The following is a 16,107-nucleotide window of genomic DNA, read 5'->3' on the forward strand; positions in this document are numbered from 1 at the left end:
CTATGGTTTCAGGAGCCAGTATATTTTCGAAGTTCGATAGATCAGCGGAAAACTGGCTAAGATGATCAATCCATTGATAACAATAGTTTGATTTATTGAGGCGGCCTGACCGGCTGCCTCTATCGTGTACAAACTCACAGCAATGGGTACTATCACAATTGCCCATAATCCTAGCCCCTGCCTCTGGCTGAGACTGCCTCTGTGATCAAAAGATAAAAAGCCATCGGCATCTGGCAGACAAGACTTAGGGAAACTTGCCAAAGCGAGCAAAATGGGAGCTAACGCACTCTGCTGAGGAAAGAACAGACCCAAAGCAATCCCTAGAAGACCGGTAACGAACAAATTTAGATATGCCTGCGCACGATTGAGGTTCGACTGAGGGAGTATCAAAAGAGCACTTACGAATAGCGTCATCATCCCTAGCCATAACCCAGGTACAAACGATACTCCTGTGTTCAGCAGAGAAAAGATCCAGCACAGGCGATAGACAAAGGAAAACCATAGTCCCACGAGGGGGGAACTAGCATCCATATGATCCACCCAGGCACGATGCATCGGGAATAACCCTAGCTTCAATGCCAAACCGAGGATCAGGAGTAAGTCCCGAGCAGGGTCTGATAGAAGATTGAACGAAAGAATATGGCTTATTAGGATAAGCGTTCCTAAACTCTGGAATATTTGGAACTTAATAAGCGCTTCCACACGACGATGGCTAGCCTCAATACTACCAAACATCATACCCAATGCCAGCAGGTCGATCACGAGCAGACGCAGGATATCTTGCTCCAAAAACACTGCTATAAAAGCAAGGCTGGAAGTCACCAGCCATAAAAAGCGCTGCCTAACGCTGGCTCGAACGCTAAAGGGCAGTACGAGCAGCCCTAAGAGACTTAACCAAGCTTCCAAAGGGATAGTCGTCATAAGTTTCTCGCCAAGGTGATGAGTAAACAAATCACAAGGCCTGAAACCAAAGTCTTGGTGAAGCGAGGTGCTTGTTTTACTGATAGCACCGAACCAAGAATCTCAAGCCATGAGTATAGGGCTGGCCCCCCTAAGGCGGTCTCACCTAATTCAAACGATGTCGATCGAGACCAACGTTGACGCCTGAGCCCAGCACTTAGCAATGAGAAAAATAGGATAGTGAGCAAACAAAGTAAGGAAATCAATAACTAGCCTCTCAGTATTTCAAGGTATTTGAAGTCGCCCACGGCCTTTTTCACAGTTTTTCCTAGAAAACCTACCACCAACCACTTCACAGCTTCCTTTAACCCTAAAACAGCAATTAGGAAGGAGCCTTCCTTACCCTGGTGAATGGCCAGAAGCAACACTGCCACTACAACGAGCTCCAGAGCTTCCAAGCAGCGACGGAACGAAACCGCGAAAGCTAACGTAAGAAAACCATAGGCCATGACAAGCACTGTGATCTCATGGATAGAGGATTCTGTGTATTGGATCAATAGCGCCATTCCTACAAGCAATAAGCCTTGACTAGCCTTCCAACTATCATCATGGCGTACCAAGAACAGCATAACCGAACTTAGCTGGAACAGCATTACCAGCACAAATAGCAGTAAATGTTCCACATTTCCCAAATCTAGGGAGGTAACAAGCAAAAGTCCACTTGAGATCATTAGGCCCCCTAGCCTAATATAGCCTCCTTTTGTCAGCGCACTGGTCAGGAATACGGCTAATATTGCGTAGAAGACCACCATACTGGATTCAAACACGGTTGCTCCCGAAAACGAATTCACAGTGAGCATTTTTTATGACTGAGCGCGGATGGAAGAGCAAGAGGATTCACGGGGGAGGGTTAACAATGTCAAATTCGCAGGTACTAGTTCTAGGAGCAGGAAATTTCGGAACTGCACTAGCTCATCATTTAGCAAAGAAGGGCGAAACCACTACCTTGTGGGCTCGTCGCCAGGAAATCGCAAACGCCATCAATCAAACCCACCAAAACCCTTTCTATCTAAAGTCCGTAACTTTGAGCCCTGATCTTAAGGCGACAGCTACCCTATCCTCTGATCTTGTCAACAATTCCGAGGTCATTGTTATTGCGGTTCCAACCCAATATATGCGGCAGGCGCTGGAGCCTATTGCTCAGCATATTAGCCCTAATACTCGGCTAGTTTGCGCCTCAAAAGGCATTGAAATGGGAACCTTAAAGATGCCCATTGCCATCGTTGAAGAGTTGGTACCACAGACATCAAAAGAAAATATTGCGATTCTGTCCGGCCCCAGCTTTGCTATCGAAGTTGCCCAAGATGCACCTACAGCGGTGTCCATCGCATCTCACGATGAAAAGACCGCCGAATTCATACAAACACTATTTCACACAGGAGCCTTTCGGGCATATACCAGCAATGACCCGATCGGCCTTGAAGTTGCAGGAGCACTCAAGAATGTGATCGCTCTCGCATCCGGTGCAGCACGAGGAATGGGGTTGCAGAACAATGCCTGGGCCGCACTTCTCACCAGAGGTTTGGCAGAGATCACAAGAGTTGGGATGGCCATGGGCTCAAACCCCATTACATTCAACGGCCTGGGAGGTGTTGGCGATTTATTTCTCACCTGCACCTCTGAAAAAAGCCGGAACTACAAAGTTGGATTTCAAATTGGACAAGGCAAGCAACTTGCTGATGTTCTCGATCAGCTCGGCTCCGTCGCCGAAGGTGTGACAACAGCTCAGTCAGCCTTTCAACTAAGCCAAAAGCTTAATGTTGATGCTCCGATTACCAAAGTTGTTTATGAGGTTATTTACACGAAAAAGCCACTGCAACAAGCAGTGGCTGATCTTCTTGGAAGGGATAAAAAGGCGGAAGTCACCTACCCTTGAGATTCAAGGGGGGCTTCGTCATCCTCAACTTCGCTTGCGACGAAATTTTCTAAAATAGAGTCTTCTGTGATGTAAAACTTGGATGATTCATGCTCTTTTCGAATTATCGCTTCGCCCTCATTCTCAGGGTGTTGCCAAACTGAAATTTTGAGCACACCACCATCATTCATGGTGATCTCAGCTCGGTGAAGGGGTTCACCCAAGTCCCATTCTTTCTCAATGATAGAGATCGCTCGTCCATACTCAAGATCGACAAGGAGAAGCCTGGGATGCTCCACAGAGACTTCCTCCTTCCCAGCCTCATTCCAAACTCCATTCTCGGATTTGATAAAAGACGTGCCATCGATAAGCACAGACTTAACGCTATTAGAATCGAAGCTAACAAGCCGCTTGTCTTGGAAATCCCAAAGGGTCTTTTCTAGCTCTGAGCGCAGTTCGTCACTAAGCTTTAGGTAGCCCTGTTGATCATTGAGTTTACCGTACAAGCTTTCATTGTTGCTAAGAATCAGTAAGCTAGATCGCTGACCCTGGAAGTCCGTCCAGGCGACATTTCCTAAGTTTTCAGTACCATTCTGACCAATCTTGAGGGCCTCCATCAGCTCCGTCGATGGTTCGTCGATAAACTCTTCAACAATTGATCCGGAAAAGGCTGAAACACTTTTCCGCAAGGCTTCCTCATCGAGGCTTTGGTTCGTCACAGGGCTCTCAAACACCCAACCTTGATCCTTTCTTGCAAAGGCAAACTGCTGTTCTGGAAGGTTCAGCTCCCAACGATCCAGTCGGGATAGCTTAGGAAGCCCCAGGGTTTTGTCCCGAAAGTCATCAAACTTCTTGTCTAGGCTAGTAAAAATATAGTGGTTTCCAAGAAAAACGGCATCATTATCAGCCAGCTTCAAATAGCTACTAAAGCCCACCGGACTTTTATTGCCGATCATAAGGCTTGTTGTCTTGTCGCCATGGGTGATTATGACTTTCACCTTCGGCTCCTCAAGACCATAGCCATCATCCTTTTGGGCCCCAAGATCTCGTTCGTACTTGTAGTCTACAAGAGACTTCACCAGAGACGATAGCTTGTCTTGATCAGCACGAGCCGAACGCGGCTTAACTAAATGCCAAACCGCATCTCGCTTTTCAGCTACAATCAAGCCCTTATCTTGCGACTGAATGGAAATTTTTGATACATCCTCAGCCTTCAGGTCCGTGAATAGAAGATTCTTCTTATCACTTGCATCCTTGTCTTGTTTGGTTTGCCACTCATCCCAGTATCCAACACCTGCAAGGGCTGCGATGATGACAAGAAGGATGAGGGGGGTTTTTAGTGACTTCATGCACGCCTCCTTCTAACCCAGTAGAAGATACCCCCACCCAAGAACACTGTGGGGTAGATGTACGCAAAGAACAGTAAAAGTAGTTGGCTCGATGCACTCGAAACATCGAGGCGCGACTCGGTTAGATCTTTAGGGCGGATCGAAATAAAGTCTTCATCTTGAAGCAGATAGTTCACCATATTCAAAAACATATCCACATTTTCTCCGCGCTGCACACCTAAATTCGTCACAAGGTCGGACGACCCTACTACTCCGACTCTCAGCTCCTTGGCTGCCTTGCCAAGCTTGTCATTGCCGACATCCTTAGCTTCTGTGGATTCGCTCTTGCGACTATTTTCGGCAATTTCTTCACCTCCAATTTGACCAACAGCAACTCCAAGCACAGCGAACGGACCACCTACAATTCTATCTGGACCAATATCTTCCAAGTCTTGCGGCTTAGTAACCTTGTCGACGGCAATAATGATGTCGGCTGTCTTCGCCACTAGAGTCGGCTTCATGCCCTTGTCGTTATCCACAGACTCTGAGATAGATCGGGAGTTCGCAGCAACGAGGGTTACCGCTCCTTTGGCTGCTAGGTCTTTCGTTGCGGGAGAGAATTCATCAAACTCTGTGATCAGGGCGTTGTTCTGCCCTAAAAGCTGAGCCCTGGGATCATCGGGTCTCAAAATCAGCATATTATTATCGACTTTCAAACCATAGTTTTCCATAAGCTTTTGTAAGTTTGGAACGTTGGTCATAGCGTCAACGAGAACTAGAACTGGCTTCGCTGCTGCGAGGTGAGCGTCTAGTAGGGCGATTTCTGTTTCCCTGAAATCGTATTTTGGACCCGCAACCACCACAATATCAGCATCATCCGGAACCTTACCAGCTTCTAGAAGATTTACCGTGGCTACTTCGTAACGTTCAGAGACTAGCTCATCTTTGATCAAGCGGTAGCCTTCAGCCTCTTGATTCTCCAAGTCTCGCTCACCATGACCCAGGGTGAAATAGACCTTTTTACTATCTTGCTTTAATAGTTTTAGGAATCCATTGGTCAATTTCTCTTCTGTGAAGTCTGTCAGACGATTATTCTGATCTGCTAGCTTCAAAATAACCGTATCAACGGTGGTAACATTCTCCGCAAGGGCTCGCGTCGGCTCTGCTTTGGGGTCGATATGTTCAACTTGTGCGGGAAGCCCAGCCCCAAGATAAAGATCCAACAACTGCGTGAATTCTGTTTTTTTCATGTCGTCGTCGAAAAATGTCAGCACGGTAATGGGATTGGATTCATCAAACTTTTCAATCATTTTGAGAGATTGATCGGAAAGGGTATTGATCCCGTCCCGAGTGACATCAAAAGATTGATTGAAACGTGCCCGAGTTGATAGGAAGCCTACCCCAACAATAATGACTAAACCCAGGACTACAGTCAGCCCTGTGCTCATACCATAGCGAGCACCTTTAACGGCAAACGATTGCTGGATACTGTCTTTTTCCGCCACAATCCACGCTGCTATCAGCGCTGCTGCCAGCCCCCAAAGGCTATGAGACAGCCACGGGATATCGCTCATGGTACTACCGACCAAAACCGCCATAGCTACAGAGAAAATCGACAAAAATGGAAGAATTAATAGTTTTGATTTCATGGCACTACCTCCAACGCTGGGAATCTAGAGAAACATGAGCAAAGAGCAGAAATGTCGCTGTAAACAATGCGAAGTACACTAGATCCGCAACGGTAATCAGACCCTTAAAAAAGTTATCAAGGTGCGTAGTCGATGCTAAGTATTTGACAAACTCCTCAGCGCCCCCTGAACTGGTAATGTTTGGAGCAATCCAGTTTAGAATCAAAAGCAGGAATAGGCCAAACATCGTGAATACGAAGGCGATGAACTGATTGCTTGTCATGGAGGAAATCCAAATTCCTAAGGCCACCTGGGAACTCATCAAGAGGAAAACACCAAGGTAAGAGGAAGCGATCGCTCCGATGTCTGCGTTGCCATAAATCATCGTATAGGCTGGAAATACCATCGAGGCTATGAGCACAAGGGTTAGAACTCCAATACTGGCAAAAAACTTGCCAAGGACAATCTGAAGCATCGTAACTGGCGAAGTTCGAAGCAGACGATCCACTTGGGTGCGCTTCTCCTCTGCAAACGAAGCCATGGTTACAGCTGGCACAATGAGTAGCAAAATGAAATGTAAGTTGTGAAAGATAGCAGTTAAAAGCTGACTTAAAGTTGGTCCGCCTCCGCCATAGCCCGCGGATTGCGCCTGATATTCAACAAAGGTGAATACAAATGAATGAAAAAAGAAACCCATGAATATCAGAAAGAACCAAAAGATGATCGATCCTTTAAGAGAATGGAAGTAGGACACTAGGTCCCGCTTAGCAATTAAGAAAACACTGGACATAGTTCACTCCTTCAGTGTCGCGTCAGTTGGTGGAAGACATCTTCAAGACTCGCCGATTTTTGAGAAATTTCGAGCAAGCCAAATTTCCCTTCTAGCACTGCAGCTGCCACATCATCGACAACATCGTCACGGCCCGAAGCATGAAAACTAATGCGACTCTGATTTTGGGGATCTACTGCAACGTGAGTCAAGCCTTCGATGCCCTGGAGCTTATCACATAAGGCGCTTGCACCCTGCCTTACCACAAGTTCATAAGAGCGCTCCCCTTGAAATTTCTTGACGATCTCTTCATACGTGCCCTGTTCCACAATCTCACCGTCGTTAATGATGATCAGGCGATCACAGAGAGACTGTACTTCCGACAAGATATGAGAGCTGAAGAGAATAGTGTGATCTCCTTTGAGAGACAGAATCAGCTCACGAATCTGAATAATCTGATTTGGGTCCAAGCCTTCAGTGGGTTCATCGAGGATGAGAATTGGTGGGTTATGCACTAAGGCTTGAGCCAGACCAACCCGTTGCCGATAGCCTTTCGATAGGTTCGCCACGAGTCTCGATTGCATGTGAGTCAAGGAGAGTTTTTCCAGAGTTTCATCTACCCTTTGTGGCACTTGGCCGACAGGGACTTTACGGAGCTTTGCCACATAGGTGACAAACTCTCTAACAGTCATTTCGCCATGGATGGGAGGTTCGTCTGGCAGATATCCAATGCGAGCCTTGGCCTCTATTGGATTCTCAGTAATGTCAAAGTCACATATCTTAACATGCCCTGAATCAGCGCCAATGCACCCACAGAGGATGTCCATGGTCGTTGTTTTTCCCGCACCATTTGCCCCTAGAAAACCAATGATCTGCCCCTTATCAACTTTAAAAGACACATCTTTCAAGGCTACGACTTCGCCGAAGCGCTTACTGATCCCCGAGATTTCTATCATTCACCATCTCCTATGGGTTGTCTCGAACAACTTTTGAAATGAATTCAACATATTTTATATTCGGATTAGGGCAAGTCAAGGGAGACTCACCTCAATTATCGGGCCGAAAGCCTGCACCAAACCTCATGAGAAAAAGCTTATAATCGACATTGTACCCCTCGAAATCCCCCTTGACCCTGAAACTATTAAAAAAATTTTCTCCAGCTTCTTCTCGAAACACAATGAACCTGCTAATATACTTAGGTAAGTTCGGAATTTTCCGATTCCACATGTGAACCAGGGGCGAGGATTCAGATCCAGGAGGAAATAGCATGTCAACTCTTACGAAAGATGTATTGGTCGAGATGATCCGAGATAAGGTGGGATACCCGGTTAAAGAAGCCAAAGAAATTCTTGAGATCATTTTGGAAGAAATCAAACTCAGGCTAGAAGACGGCAAGGATGTGAAGATCTCGGGTTTTGGCAAGTGGACAGTGAAAGAGAAGCGCGCTCGTCCAGGGCGTAACCCCCATACCGGTGAAAAGATCGAAATTTCAGCCCGCCGTGTGGTGACCTTTCACCCTAGCGACAAAATGCGTGATCAAGTGAATCGAAACCAAAGCAATGATTAAATAATAAGACTTGGACATCTCCGCCGTTATGCTCTCTTGGAGACCTCTCATTCTTGCTTTACATTAGACCAGCTCAGAATAAGGAGGAAGAATGAGGCTCTCAAAGATATATACCAAGACGGGCGACAAAGGGGAAACAAGGCTAGCGGATGGTAGCTCAATCGCCAAAACACACCCTCGCCTAGAAGCTTATGGTACCGTAGACGAATTGAATGCAGCTGTTGGTTGGCTCAAGGACACCCTTACAGCCTACCCTGAGCTTAATCATATTGACGCCCAACTCGCTCAGATCCAAAACGAGCTATTCGATATTGGCGGTGAATTCGCATCACCTCAGAGTATGGTTGAATCCCGTAAATCGGCTCTGATCAATGATCGCGACGTTGAGCGCTTAGAGCAAGAGATGGATCGTTACAATGACGAGCTTGAACCATTGGCAAATTTCGTCCTTCCCGGGGGCCACCCTGGCAACTCCGCAGCTCATATTTGTCGTACCATCTGTCGTCGTGCCGAGCGTTTCGCGATACAATTAAAGGCATCCGAAGCGATCCGAGACGAGCCGATTCGTTATTTGAATCGCTTGAGCGATTGGTTCTTTATTTTAAGTCGACACATAAGTCATACACTTGGCGTTCCGGAGTTGATTTGGAACCAAAAGAAGCCATGAAGTTTAAGTTATCTAAATCAGATGCCCTCCACTATTTGTGGATTCTAGCATCGTTCATCCCTCTATGTGCTGCCTGCTATAGCACGACCCAGCCTTCACTCCAGGCATTGGCCGCTAGCCACGCACTAGAATCTCTCGCTGAAGATGAGGCTTTTTCCAGCCTCCCAAGAACAGCCGGAAAGCGTAAAATTCAGCGACACTATTTAGATTATGGCATTTATATCCCGATCGATGACATAATATTAGATCTAGAAGGAGGTACCAATATTGCTCAGCTTAAGATGCTTCGTAAAGCCTGTGGAGCTGGTCAAACCTTCGTCTGGATTCCTCTTAGATTCCGATTTCCAATGCTAGGTGAAAAGGTGTTCGAATGGTGTCTGACAATGAAATAGACCAGGGCAGTAGTAACATCATTGCGGTAGCGATCGATGACTCATTAGGGGGCCACAAGTCTTCTATCGAAGAAGCGATCGAAAAGATCTTACTCTGGGCTCACAGCAAGATAGGGGCTGAGCAGCTCGTTCAAGCCAAAGAGCAATTCTATTGGAAAACAGGAAAGTTTTTTCCAGACGATATATTTTATGTAAATAGAATTAGCTACTTTATTGATTACTTTATATTTGAACGACCGCTAGAAACATCGAATCAGTTTTCTGGCAAAACTCCGTTTGAATGTTACCAGGACTTGAAAGACGACCATCAAATTCAAGATTTTCATCACTCGGTATTTTCGGTCCACAAGATCTCAGATGTCGGGATCATTTTGAAGGACATGATTCACAAGACAAGATATAAGATCTCGGCGCGATCGACAGAACGTTTTGATGGAATCCTAAAAAATGATATTTTCCAAGGCTTCATCTACCAGATACAAGATCAGTACTGGCTGAGCCGAGGACTCATCTTCCATCCACATAAAGCGTACCGCAGCATTCGCAAAAGCGTTAAAAAAGAGCTAAAAAAAGAAGATCTTCAGGTGAATATCGTCCTACAAAAGTTGGCTCGCCAGCAGCTTAGGCACCTACGGCACGAACACGTGAATCCCCGGGTGTTCTACCTAGAAGAAAGCGCCAGTTAAGAATTTCTCTTAGAATCCGACAAGGCTATATCCCGAAAATGTTTCAGGAATAGCTTTGAGCAACTCGTTTAAAGATATTATCACGCACAAACTAAAGGTTCCCTCCGACGTCTATGCTAAGGCTGAGGCGCTTGCGAAAGAAAAGGGGATCCTCCTTGTTCATGCCTTAATACGCTTAAAGTCTGCTGACCCCAAGGTCCTCCTTGCTGCATACTCCCACTGCTATAAAATCAAAGTTGCTGATCTCGATGCCATGGATATACCCAATAACATCATCAGCCTGGTCCCCCCAGAAATTGCACGAAAAAGTCGGATCATCCCTCTCGATCGGGTGGGTAATAATATCATTGTGGCACTCGAAAACCCTCAAAACCTGAAACAAATCGACCTACTCCGCTTCAAAACTGGATTCTCAGCAAAAACTGTGCTGGCTGGTGAAGAGCAAATTTCAAGGGCAATCGAGCGATACTACCCTGTAAAAAGCATGGACATTGATCAACTTTCAAAGCAAAAGGCTGGCACTCTAAAGCACACTAATGCCGGACGGGCAGAAAAACGCGCGACGATCAATGAAGGGGTTTCCGAAGAGTCGGGACCAGTTATCCAGATCGTGGATCAGATTCTTCTCCAGTGCGTTTCCAGGGGAGCATCTGATATTCACATTGAACCATACGAAAATTTTCTTCGTGTCCGGCTTCGTATTGATGGTGCCCTGCATGAGATTGCCCGACCTCCAGCGCAATTCAAACCCCCGATCACATCACGATTCAAGATTATGGCTGGACTCAATATTGCTGAAAAAAGACTGCCCCAGGATGGAAATATTTCAGTCACCATTCTTAATCGCCCGATCGACTTTCGTGTAAACACGCTACCCACTGTTTTTGGTGAGAAGATCGTTCTTCGAATTCTGGATAAATCTGCCCTTAATGTTGACCTAACCAAACTTGGCTTCGAGCCAGATGACTTTGAGCGTTTTAAAAAGAGCATACATCAACCTTTTGGAATGGTGCTTGTCACAGGGCCCACTGGCTCCGGTAAAACGACGACACTCTATTCAGCACTCGCAGACCTCAATAAGGTGACTGAAAATATTATGACCGCCGAAGATCCTGTGGAATTCACCATCGATGGGATCAATCAAGTCCACATCAATGCTCAGATCGGAATGACATTCGCATCTGCGCTTCGGGCATTTCTTCGACAAGATCCAGACATCATCATGCTTGGTGAGATTCGTGACCTAGAAACTGGCGAAATTGCAATCAAAGCGGCTCTCACAGGCCATTTGGTTCTCTCTACCTTACATACTAATAGTGCCGCAGATACCATCGTCCGTTTGCAAAATATGGGTATCGAGTCATTCAACCTCATATCCGCACTAAATGCCATTGTTGCCCAGCGCTTGGCTCGCAAAATCTGTGACGGCTGCCGCATCCACGACCAATCTGTTAAACCAGAGTATCTCATTGAACTCGGAATTCCTCACCAGGAAGTTCACAAAGTAAAAGCCTATAAAGGAGCTGGATGCGATAAGTGCTCCGGAGCTGGAACACGGGGTCGCGTCGCCATTCACGAAGTGATGACTGTTTCTGACGAGTTAAGATCGTCTATCATGAAGGGCGATCCAGCTATGATTCTGAAAGATATCGCCATGGAAGACGGCATGAGAACCCTGCGACAAAATGCTCTCCGAAAAATGGCTCGCGGAGAGATCGATGTGGTAGAAGTGGTCAAATCCACGGCCTCTGACTCAGCAACAGAGGAGGAGGGAGCGGCCTGATGGAATACACCCTGCCTCAGCTATTCAAAACACTGTTGGATCAAGGCGCCAGCGACTTGCACATCTCTGCTGGGAGCCCTCCAAGGCTCAGAATCGATGGTCAAATCGTACCTTTGAACCTTCCCCCACTGACCCCCAATGAGTCTGCCGAGCTTTGCTATAGCGTCCTAGCGGAATCTCAAAAGAAAGATTTTGAACGAGAAAGAGAGATTGACTTATCATTCTCCGTCCGTAACTTGGCTCGCTTTCGAGCTAACATTTATTATGAATCCAGCGCTGTGGCGGGAGCATTTCGAGTCATTCCATTCAAGGTATTTACCTTACAGGAACTTGGTGTACCTCGGGTTTTGGAAAACCTCTGCTCGCTAAAACGCGGGCTTGTTCTGGTTACCGGCCCTACTGGATCCGGTAAATCAACAACACTTGCCGCCATGATCAATCACATCAATGAAACTCGCTACGATCACATAGTAACCATCGAAGACCCTATTGAATTTGTTCACAACCACAAGAATAGTATCGTCAATCAACGAGAGATTGGAGGCGATACCAACAGCTTTGCCAGAGCCATGAAAAGTGTTCTACGGCAAGATCCAGATGTCATTATGGTTGGCGAGTTAAGGGATTTGGAAACTATTTCCTCAGCTTTGACCCTTGCTGAAACAGGCCACTTGGTTTTTGGTACGCTGCATACCAACACCGCAGTCTCAAGTATCAACCGTATGGTAGATGCCTTTCCCCCTCACCAACAATCACAGATAAGAACTCAACTTTCCATGACTCTTGAGTCTGTAATCAGCCAGACTCTCTTACCAACTCCACAAGGAGGTCGTGTGCTAGCTATGGAGATCATGCTAGCAACTCAGGCGATTCGAGCCTTGGTGAATGAAGGTAAAATTCATCAGATATATTCTTCGATTCAGTCAGGTCAGGCTGATAGCGGGATGCAGACCATGAATCAAGCGCTGTTCTCGCTTTTCAATCGACGACTGATCACAAAGGATGTAGCCATCAGTAATAGCCCAAACCCCGATGAGTTCATGGATGCTATCTCGAATCGCTCATCTAGCACGAACTCTAACGCTAAGAAGCCTAGGAGATAGGGATGCCCAAATTCTCCTACCGCGCCAAAAACAGGGAAGGCAAAACGATCAATGGTGAGATCACAGCGGAATCCAAGGCGCGCGCAAAAAATATGCTCGCGAACAAAGGGCTTCGTCCCCTTAAAGTGGTTGCTGTTGCTGCAGGTGAAGATAACGACGATATGCGTACCGGCATCAGCCGATTCATTTACAAAGACAAGCAAGGTAATATCCAGATTCAACTGGGAGAGGAGCTTCCGACAACAAAGGAACTTGCACTCTTCACCAAGCAATTTTCCCTTATGATTGAAAACGGTATTCCGATGCTCCAAGCGCTTCAACTGCTGCGAGAGCAACAGAAGAAGGCCACGTTTTCAGAGATCATTGGTAAGATTTATCACTCCATAGAGCAGGGTTCCAACTTAAGCGATGCTCTCGAACCATACCCCAGAGTCTTCGACTCCTTGTATGTTGCCATGACTCGGGCAGGCGAAGCTTCAGGGCGTCTAGATATCATCCTCAAGCAGCTGGTGAAGTACATTGAAAAAGCAGCTAAGTTGAAGGGACAGATCAAGTCTGCACTCGCTTACCCATCGATTATTGTTGTGGTGTCAATCGGCGTCATTGCGGTTCTTTTAGTTTTCGTCGTTCCATCTTTTGCCCAGCAATTTGCTGATAGTGGCAATGAATTACCAGGCCTTACCCAGATGGTCATCGATATGTCCGATGCGTTAGTCAACAACTGGGATGCGATACTCCTCGTATTTATCGCTTGCGTCCTTGGTTTGCGCTACTGGTACAACACCGATAAAGGTCGCATGATATTTGATGAGTACATACTTAAAGCCCCGGTACTAGGGGATGTAATGACCAAAATCGCAATTGGTCGGTTCTGCTCTACCATGTCCACCATGCTTAATTCAGGAGTTTCTATTCTGGAAGCCTTAGAAATCTGTGCAGCATCATCAGGGAATGCTAAGATCGAGCAGTTCGTGCTTCACGTCAAAGAAGAGATTAGCAAGGGACAAAATTTTTCCGACCCATTGCAAGAATCACCCTTATTTCCCAAAATGGTTAGTTCAATGGTTGCCGTAGGTGAATCAACTGGTACCCTCGATGAAACACTCAGTAAGGTTACCGATATTTATGAGGATGAGGTGGACAATGCGATCACTGCTATGATGTCGATGATCGAACCAGCTATGATCGTCATTATAGGAGGAATTGTGGGCTTTATCTTAATCGCTATGTATCTGCCGATCTTCGACATGGCCAACAACGTAGGCTAATCCCCTGTAAGAAATGTTACGCTGCTGTCCAGTTGTAGAGACAGTCTTTGCAACTGTATTTGACCTTGCCGCTCTCATCATATCCGATGGCATCGGGCCCCTTCGACTGGCAACGTGGACACGGCACGTCTTCGTGATTGAACGAGCACAGGGAGTTTCGACAGACAATTTTGCCATCCACTTCTTTCGTTGGGCCCTGGCATACATCACAACGCTGCTGAGAACGACGATCCAAGATCTACTCCTTACTGAGTCTGGGCCTCAGGAGACCCACCAGTTTCTTAGCGATAATCGGGAAGACGCCAAGCAACACAAAAGACCCAATCAACTCAATTGATAGGATATCTCTAACTGCTTCGATCTGCGCAAGCTGTGTTCCCGCATTTACATAAACAATAGTACCAGGGAGCATGCCGATCTGTGACACAAAAAAGAAAACTACCGTACGAATAGGCGTGATCCCCATCACAAGGTTGATCACAAAAAACGGAAAGGCCGGCACCAATCTAAGAGTAAAGAGGTAAAAGGCCCCCTCCTCTTGGATCCCTTGATTAATTTTCTTCAGCTTATCACCAAATTTTTCTTGAACCGCCCCTTGCAAAAGATATCGGGAAACTAGAAAAGCACAGGTTGCACCGATCGTGCTGGCAAACGAAACCACCACAGTCCCCAAAGCCACCCCAAAAACGGCTCCTCCAGCTAGAGTTAATATTGCGGCTCCTGGGAGCGACAGAGAGGTCACTAAAATATAGCCTACGGCATATGCAGCGAACGTCATCGCCCTATTGTTTTCATAGAACTCCGCAAAATTATCTTTCTGTGATTTAAGATAATCAAGGGTTAGATATTCAGTGGCACCTGAGTAAAAGAATCCAACGACTAGCGCAACCAGCACTGCGACCAATGCAATTTTCGACCACGACTTGTTCATCTTGCCCTCTTGATAAAAAATTATGAAAAGGAATGCGTTCGCACCTCAGTATAACATACTAAGAGAAACGATTATCTTCCCGTTTGAGTTCCTTAGCTTGGTGCCATAGAGGGAGTAAGGATCTTATGAGAGAGCTAGCTTGCTCAATCGATAGTTGCGTCGCTGCATCGCTCTTCGCCTTGGCTGGCTCTGGATGAACCTCGATAAATAGGCCTTGCAGATATCCAGTTGCTACTGCGGCTCGCGCTAAGACCGGAGCAAACTCTCTCAGCCCCCCTGAAACCTCGCCGGACTTACCACCAGTAGACGGGAGCTGCAGTGAATGGGTTACATCAAAAATTGTGGCAGCTCCCGTGTCACTCATGATCTTGAGGCCGCGCATGTCCACTACCAAATTACCATAGCCAAATGAGCTACCCCGTTCAGTCAGTGCCAAGTTCTCCTTTAGGTGCCGAGATTCGCAAACAGCGCGTACCTTTTTCGTAATATGATTGGTACTTTGGGGGTCTAAAAACTGCCCCTTCTTGACGTTGACAGCTCTCCCTGTTTCAACTGCAGCCACAAGCAAATCAGTTTGCCTGCAAAGGAAAGCCGGGATTTGGAGCACATCACAGACTTCCGCGACAGCAGAAACCTGAGGTGTTTCATGGATATCCGTAAGCGCCGAAACTCCAAGGCGGTCGCGAATTCCTTCGAACCACGGGCGCGCTAGGTGCCAGCCAGGGCCTCGATCGCTGGTGATTGACGTGCGATTTGCCTTGTCAAAGCTAGCCTTAAAGACATATTCGAAGTCTAATTCATCAGCTAGTTCCTTCATGCGATTGGCAACCTCGTCTACCAGCTCCTTAGATTCAGCCATGCATGGACCAGCTATTATGACTGGTTTATCGCCATTCTGTTCGAATTGAAGTTGCGACATTGTAGTCCTCTTTGCGATATGAGTTGTTCGTCTTTGAAAGTTGAAATACACTTTGTCGTACTGAGACCTTACAAGTCAATAAAATGAGTTTTTTTTTGCAATCAGGTATTGACTTCAGAAGGCCAAAGCATTAGTTATCTAACTCCCATCGGGAAGTGGCTCTTTAGCTCAGTCGGTAGAGCAGAGGATTGAAAATCCTCGTGTCCCCAGTTCGATTCTGGGAGGAGCCACCATCTTTCTTTTTTGGTGAG

General features: G+C 46.5%; 17 protein-coding genes and 1 tRNA gene. 9 read left to right on the forward strand and 9 right to left on the reverse strand.

The features are described from left to right. Together B9N89_RS01115 and B9N89_RS01120 are read right to left on the reverse strand one after the other, a co-directional pair. Positions 1-921 (reverse strand): hypothetical protein, encoded by a 921-nt coding sequence (locus B9N89_RS01115; RefSeq protein ID WP_132314648.1) that lies wholly within the window; start codon positions 919-921, stop codon positions 1-3. 248 nt (positions 922-1,169) lie between these two features. Then, positions 1,170-1,583, reverse strand: a complete 414-nt coding sequence (locus B9N89_RS01120) for a hypothetical protein (protein WP_132314647.1) — start codon at positions 1,581-1,583, stop codon at positions 1,170-1,172. A gap of 233 nt (positions 1,584-1,816) precedes the next feature. Between B9N89_RS01120 and B9N89_RS01125 the strand changes: the two genes are divergently transcribed. Next, a complete protein-coding gene (locus B9N89_RS01125) occupies positions 1,817-2,836 on the forward strand; it encodes an NAD(P)H-dependent glycerol-3-phosphate dehydrogenase (RefSeq protein ID WP_159455057.1) in 1,020 nt (339 codons plus the stop codon). Here the strand turns inward: B9N89_RS01125 and B9N89_RS01130 are convergent. The 4 genes from B9N89_RS01130 to B9N89_RS01145 are packed head-to-tail and all read right to left on the reverse strand — an operon-like array spanning position 2,827 to position 7,496. Further along, positions 2,827-4,164: a DUF4340 domain-containing protein gene (locus B9N89_RS01130; RefSeq protein ID WP_132314645.1), complete on the reverse strand. Its 1,338-nt coding sequence runs from the start codon at positions 4,162-4,164 to the stop codon at positions 2,827-2,829. The genes B9N89_RS01125 and B9N89_RS01130 overlap by 10 nt on opposite strands. After that, complete coding sequence (locus tag B9N89_RS01135; RefSeq protein ID WP_132314644.1) at positions 4,161-5,792, reverse strand: Gldg family protein; 1,632 nt, start codon at positions 5,790-5,792, stop codon at positions 4,161-4,163. The genes B9N89_RS01130 and B9N89_RS01135 overlap by 4 nt, the downstream gene beginning before the upstream one ends. A 4-nt stretch (positions 5,793-5,796) precedes the next feature. Next, positions 5,797-6,561 (reverse strand): ABC transporter permease, encoded by a 765-nt coding sequence (locus tag B9N89_RS01140; protein ID WP_132314643.1) that lies wholly within the window; start codon positions 6,559-6,561, stop codon positions 5,797-5,799. An 11-nt stretch (positions 6,562-6,572) separates the two neighbouring features. Then, complete coding sequence (locus B9N89_RS01145) at positions 6,573-7,496, reverse strand: ABC transporter ATP-binding protein (protein WP_132314642.1); 924 nt, start codon at positions 7,494-7,496, stop codon at positions 6,573-6,575. 311 nt (positions 7,497-7,807) lie between these two features. On the opposite strand from B9N89_RS01145, the gene B9N89_RS01150 reads away from it, so the two are divergent. The 7 genes from B9N89_RS01150 to B9N89_RS01180 all read left to right on the forward strand — a co-directional run bounded on the left by B9N89_RS01150 (position 7,808) and on the right by B9N89_RS01180 (position 14,006). Beyond that, positions 7,808-8,107 (forward strand): integration host factor subunit alpha, encoded by a 300-nt coding sequence (locus B9N89_RS01150; protein ID WP_132314641.1) that lies wholly within the window; start codon positions 7,808-7,810, stop codon positions 8,105-8,107. A gap of 91 nt (positions 8,108-8,198) precedes the next feature. After that, positions 8,199-8,774 (forward strand): cob(I)yrinic acid a,c-diamide adenosyltransferase, encoded by a 576-nt coding sequence (locus B9N89_RS01155; protein WP_132314640.1) that lies wholly within the window; start codon positions 8,199-8,201, stop codon positions 8,772-8,774. Beyond that, positions 8,771-9,166, forward strand: a complete 396-nt coding sequence (locus B9N89_RS01160; protein WP_159455058.1) for a hypothetical protein — start codon at positions 8,771-8,773, stop codon at positions 9,164-9,166. Before B9N89_RS01155 ends, B9N89_RS01160 begins: the two co-directional genes overlap by 4 nt. After that, entirely contained in the window at positions 9,145-9,852 is a 708-nt protein-coding gene (locus B9N89_RS01165) for a hypothetical protein (protein ID WP_132314638.1), read from the forward strand. The genes B9N89_RS01160 and B9N89_RS01165 overlap by 22 nt, the downstream gene beginning before the upstream one ends. Before the next feature lie 55 nt (positions 9,853-9,907). Continuing rightward, positions 9,908-11,635, forward strand: coding sequence for a type IV-A pilus assembly ATPase PilB (pilB, locus tag B9N89_RS01170; protein ID WP_159455059.1), 1,728 nt, complete (start codon positions 9,908-9,910; stop codon positions 11,633-11,635). After that, complete coding sequence (locus B9N89_RS01175; protein WP_132314636.1) at positions 11,635-12,738, forward strand: type IV pilus twitching motility protein PilT; 1,104 nt, start codon at positions 11,635-11,637, stop codon at positions 12,736-12,738. Before pilB ends, B9N89_RS01175 begins: the two co-directional genes overlap by 1 nt. 2 nt (positions 12,739-12,740) lie before the next feature. After that, positions 12,741-14,006 carry a type II secretion system F family protein gene (locus tag B9N89_RS01180; RefSeq protein WP_132314635.1) on the forward strand — a complete coding sequence of 422 codons (1,266 nt, stop codon included), beginning with the start codon at positions 12,741-12,743 and terminating at the stop codon, positions 14,004-14,006. Between the two features lie 16 nt (positions 14,007-14,022). Here B9N89_RS01180 and B9N89_RS01185 read toward each other — a convergent pair whose 3' ends face one another. Genes B9N89_RS01185 through kdsA form a run of 3 tightly spaced genes read right to left on the reverse strand, consistent with a single transcriptional unit; the run spans position 14,023 to position 15,856 of the window. Beyond that, complete coding sequence (locus B9N89_RS01185; protein WP_132314634.1) at positions 14,023-14,241, reverse strand: hypothetical protein; 219 nt, start codon at positions 14,239-14,241, stop codon at positions 14,023-14,025. Positions 14,242-14,244: 3 nt separating this feature from the next. Continuing rightward, positions 14,245-14,937: a TVP38/TMEM64 family protein gene (locus tag B9N89_RS01190; RefSeq protein ID WP_132314633.1), complete on the reverse strand. Its 693-nt coding sequence runs from the start codon at positions 14,935-14,937 to the stop codon at positions 14,245-14,247. Between the two features lie 58 nt (positions 14,938-14,995). Next, positions 14,996-15,856, reverse strand: a complete 861-nt coding sequence (gene kdsA, locus B9N89_RS01195) for a 3-deoxy-8-phosphooctulonate synthase (protein ID WP_132314632.1) — start codon at positions 15,854-15,856, stop codon at positions 14,996-14,998. Between the two features lie 157 nt (positions 15,857-16,013). Between kdsA and B9N89_RS01200 the strand changes: the two genes are divergently transcribed. Further along, positions 16,014-16,089, forward strand: a tRNA-Phe gene (locus B9N89_RS01200). Positions 16,090-16,107 lie beyond the last annotated feature (18 nt).

The organism is Pseudobacteriovorax antillogorgiicola (assembly GCF_900177345.1).
Taxonomy (GTDB): domain Bacteria; phylum Bdellovibrionota_B; class Oligoflexia; order Oligoflexales; family Oligoflexaceae; genus Pseudobacteriovorax; species Pseudobacteriovorax antillogorgiicola.

Excerpts from the sequence above, each read along its gene's own strand:
- B9N89_RS01125 (WP_159455057.1), top strand. The coding sequence starts at position 1,817 with ATGTCAAATTCGCAGGTACTAGTTCTAGGAGCAGGAAATTTCGGAACT.
- B9N89_RS01180 (WP_132314635.1), top strand. The coding sequence starts at position 12,741 with ATGCCCAAATTCTCCTACCGCGCCAAAAACAGGGAAGGCAAAACGATC.
- B9N89_RS01135 (WP_132314644.1), bottom strand. The coding sequence starts at position 5,792 with ATGAAATCAAAACTATTAATTCTTCCATTTTTGTCGATTTTCTCTGTA.
- B9N89_RS01150 (WP_132314641.1), top strand. The coding sequence starts at position 7,808 with ATGTCAACTCTTACGAAAGATGTATTGGTCGAGATGATCCGAGATAAG.
- B9N89_RS01130 (WP_132314645.1), bottom strand. The coding sequence starts at position 4,164 with ATGAAGTCACTAAAAACCCCCCTCATCCTTCTTGTCATCATCGCAGCC.
- B9N89_RS01155 (WP_132314640.1), top strand. The coding sequence starts at position 8,199 with ATGAGGCTCTCAAAGATATATACCAAGACGGGCGACAAAGGGGAAACA.
- B9N89_RS01160 (WP_159455058.1), top strand. The coding sequence starts at position 8,771 with ATGAAGTTTAAGTTATCTAAATCAGATGCCCTCCACTATTTGTGGATT.
- B9N89_RS01190 (WP_132314633.1), bottom strand. The coding sequence starts at position 14,937 with ATGAACAAGTCGTGGTCGAAAATTGCATTGGTCGCAGTGCTGGTTGCG.
- B9N89_RS01175 (WP_132314636.1), top strand. The coding sequence starts at position 11,635 with ATGGAATACACCCTGCCTCAGCTATTCAAAACACTGTTGGATCAAGGC.
- B9N89_RS01145 (WP_132314642.1), bottom strand. The coding sequence starts at position 7,496 with ATGATAGAAATCTCGGGGATCAGTAAGCGCTTCGGCGAAGTCGTAGCC.
- B9N89_RS01140 (WP_132314643.1), bottom strand. The coding sequence starts at position 6,561 with ATGTCCAGTGTTTTCTTAATTGCTAAGCGGGACCTAGTGTCCTACTTC.
- B9N89_RS01115 (WP_132314648.1), bottom strand. The coding sequence starts at position 921 with ATGACGACTATCCCTTTGGAAGCTTGGTTAAGTCTCTTAGGGCTGCTC.
- kdsA (WP_132314632.1), bottom strand. The coding sequence starts at position 15,856 with ATGTCGCAACTTCAATTCGAACAGAATGGCGATAAACCAGTCATAATA.
- B9N89_RS01165 (WP_132314638.1), top strand. The coding sequence starts at position 9,145 with ATGGTGTCTGACAATGAAATAGACCAGGGCAGTAGTAACATCATTGCG.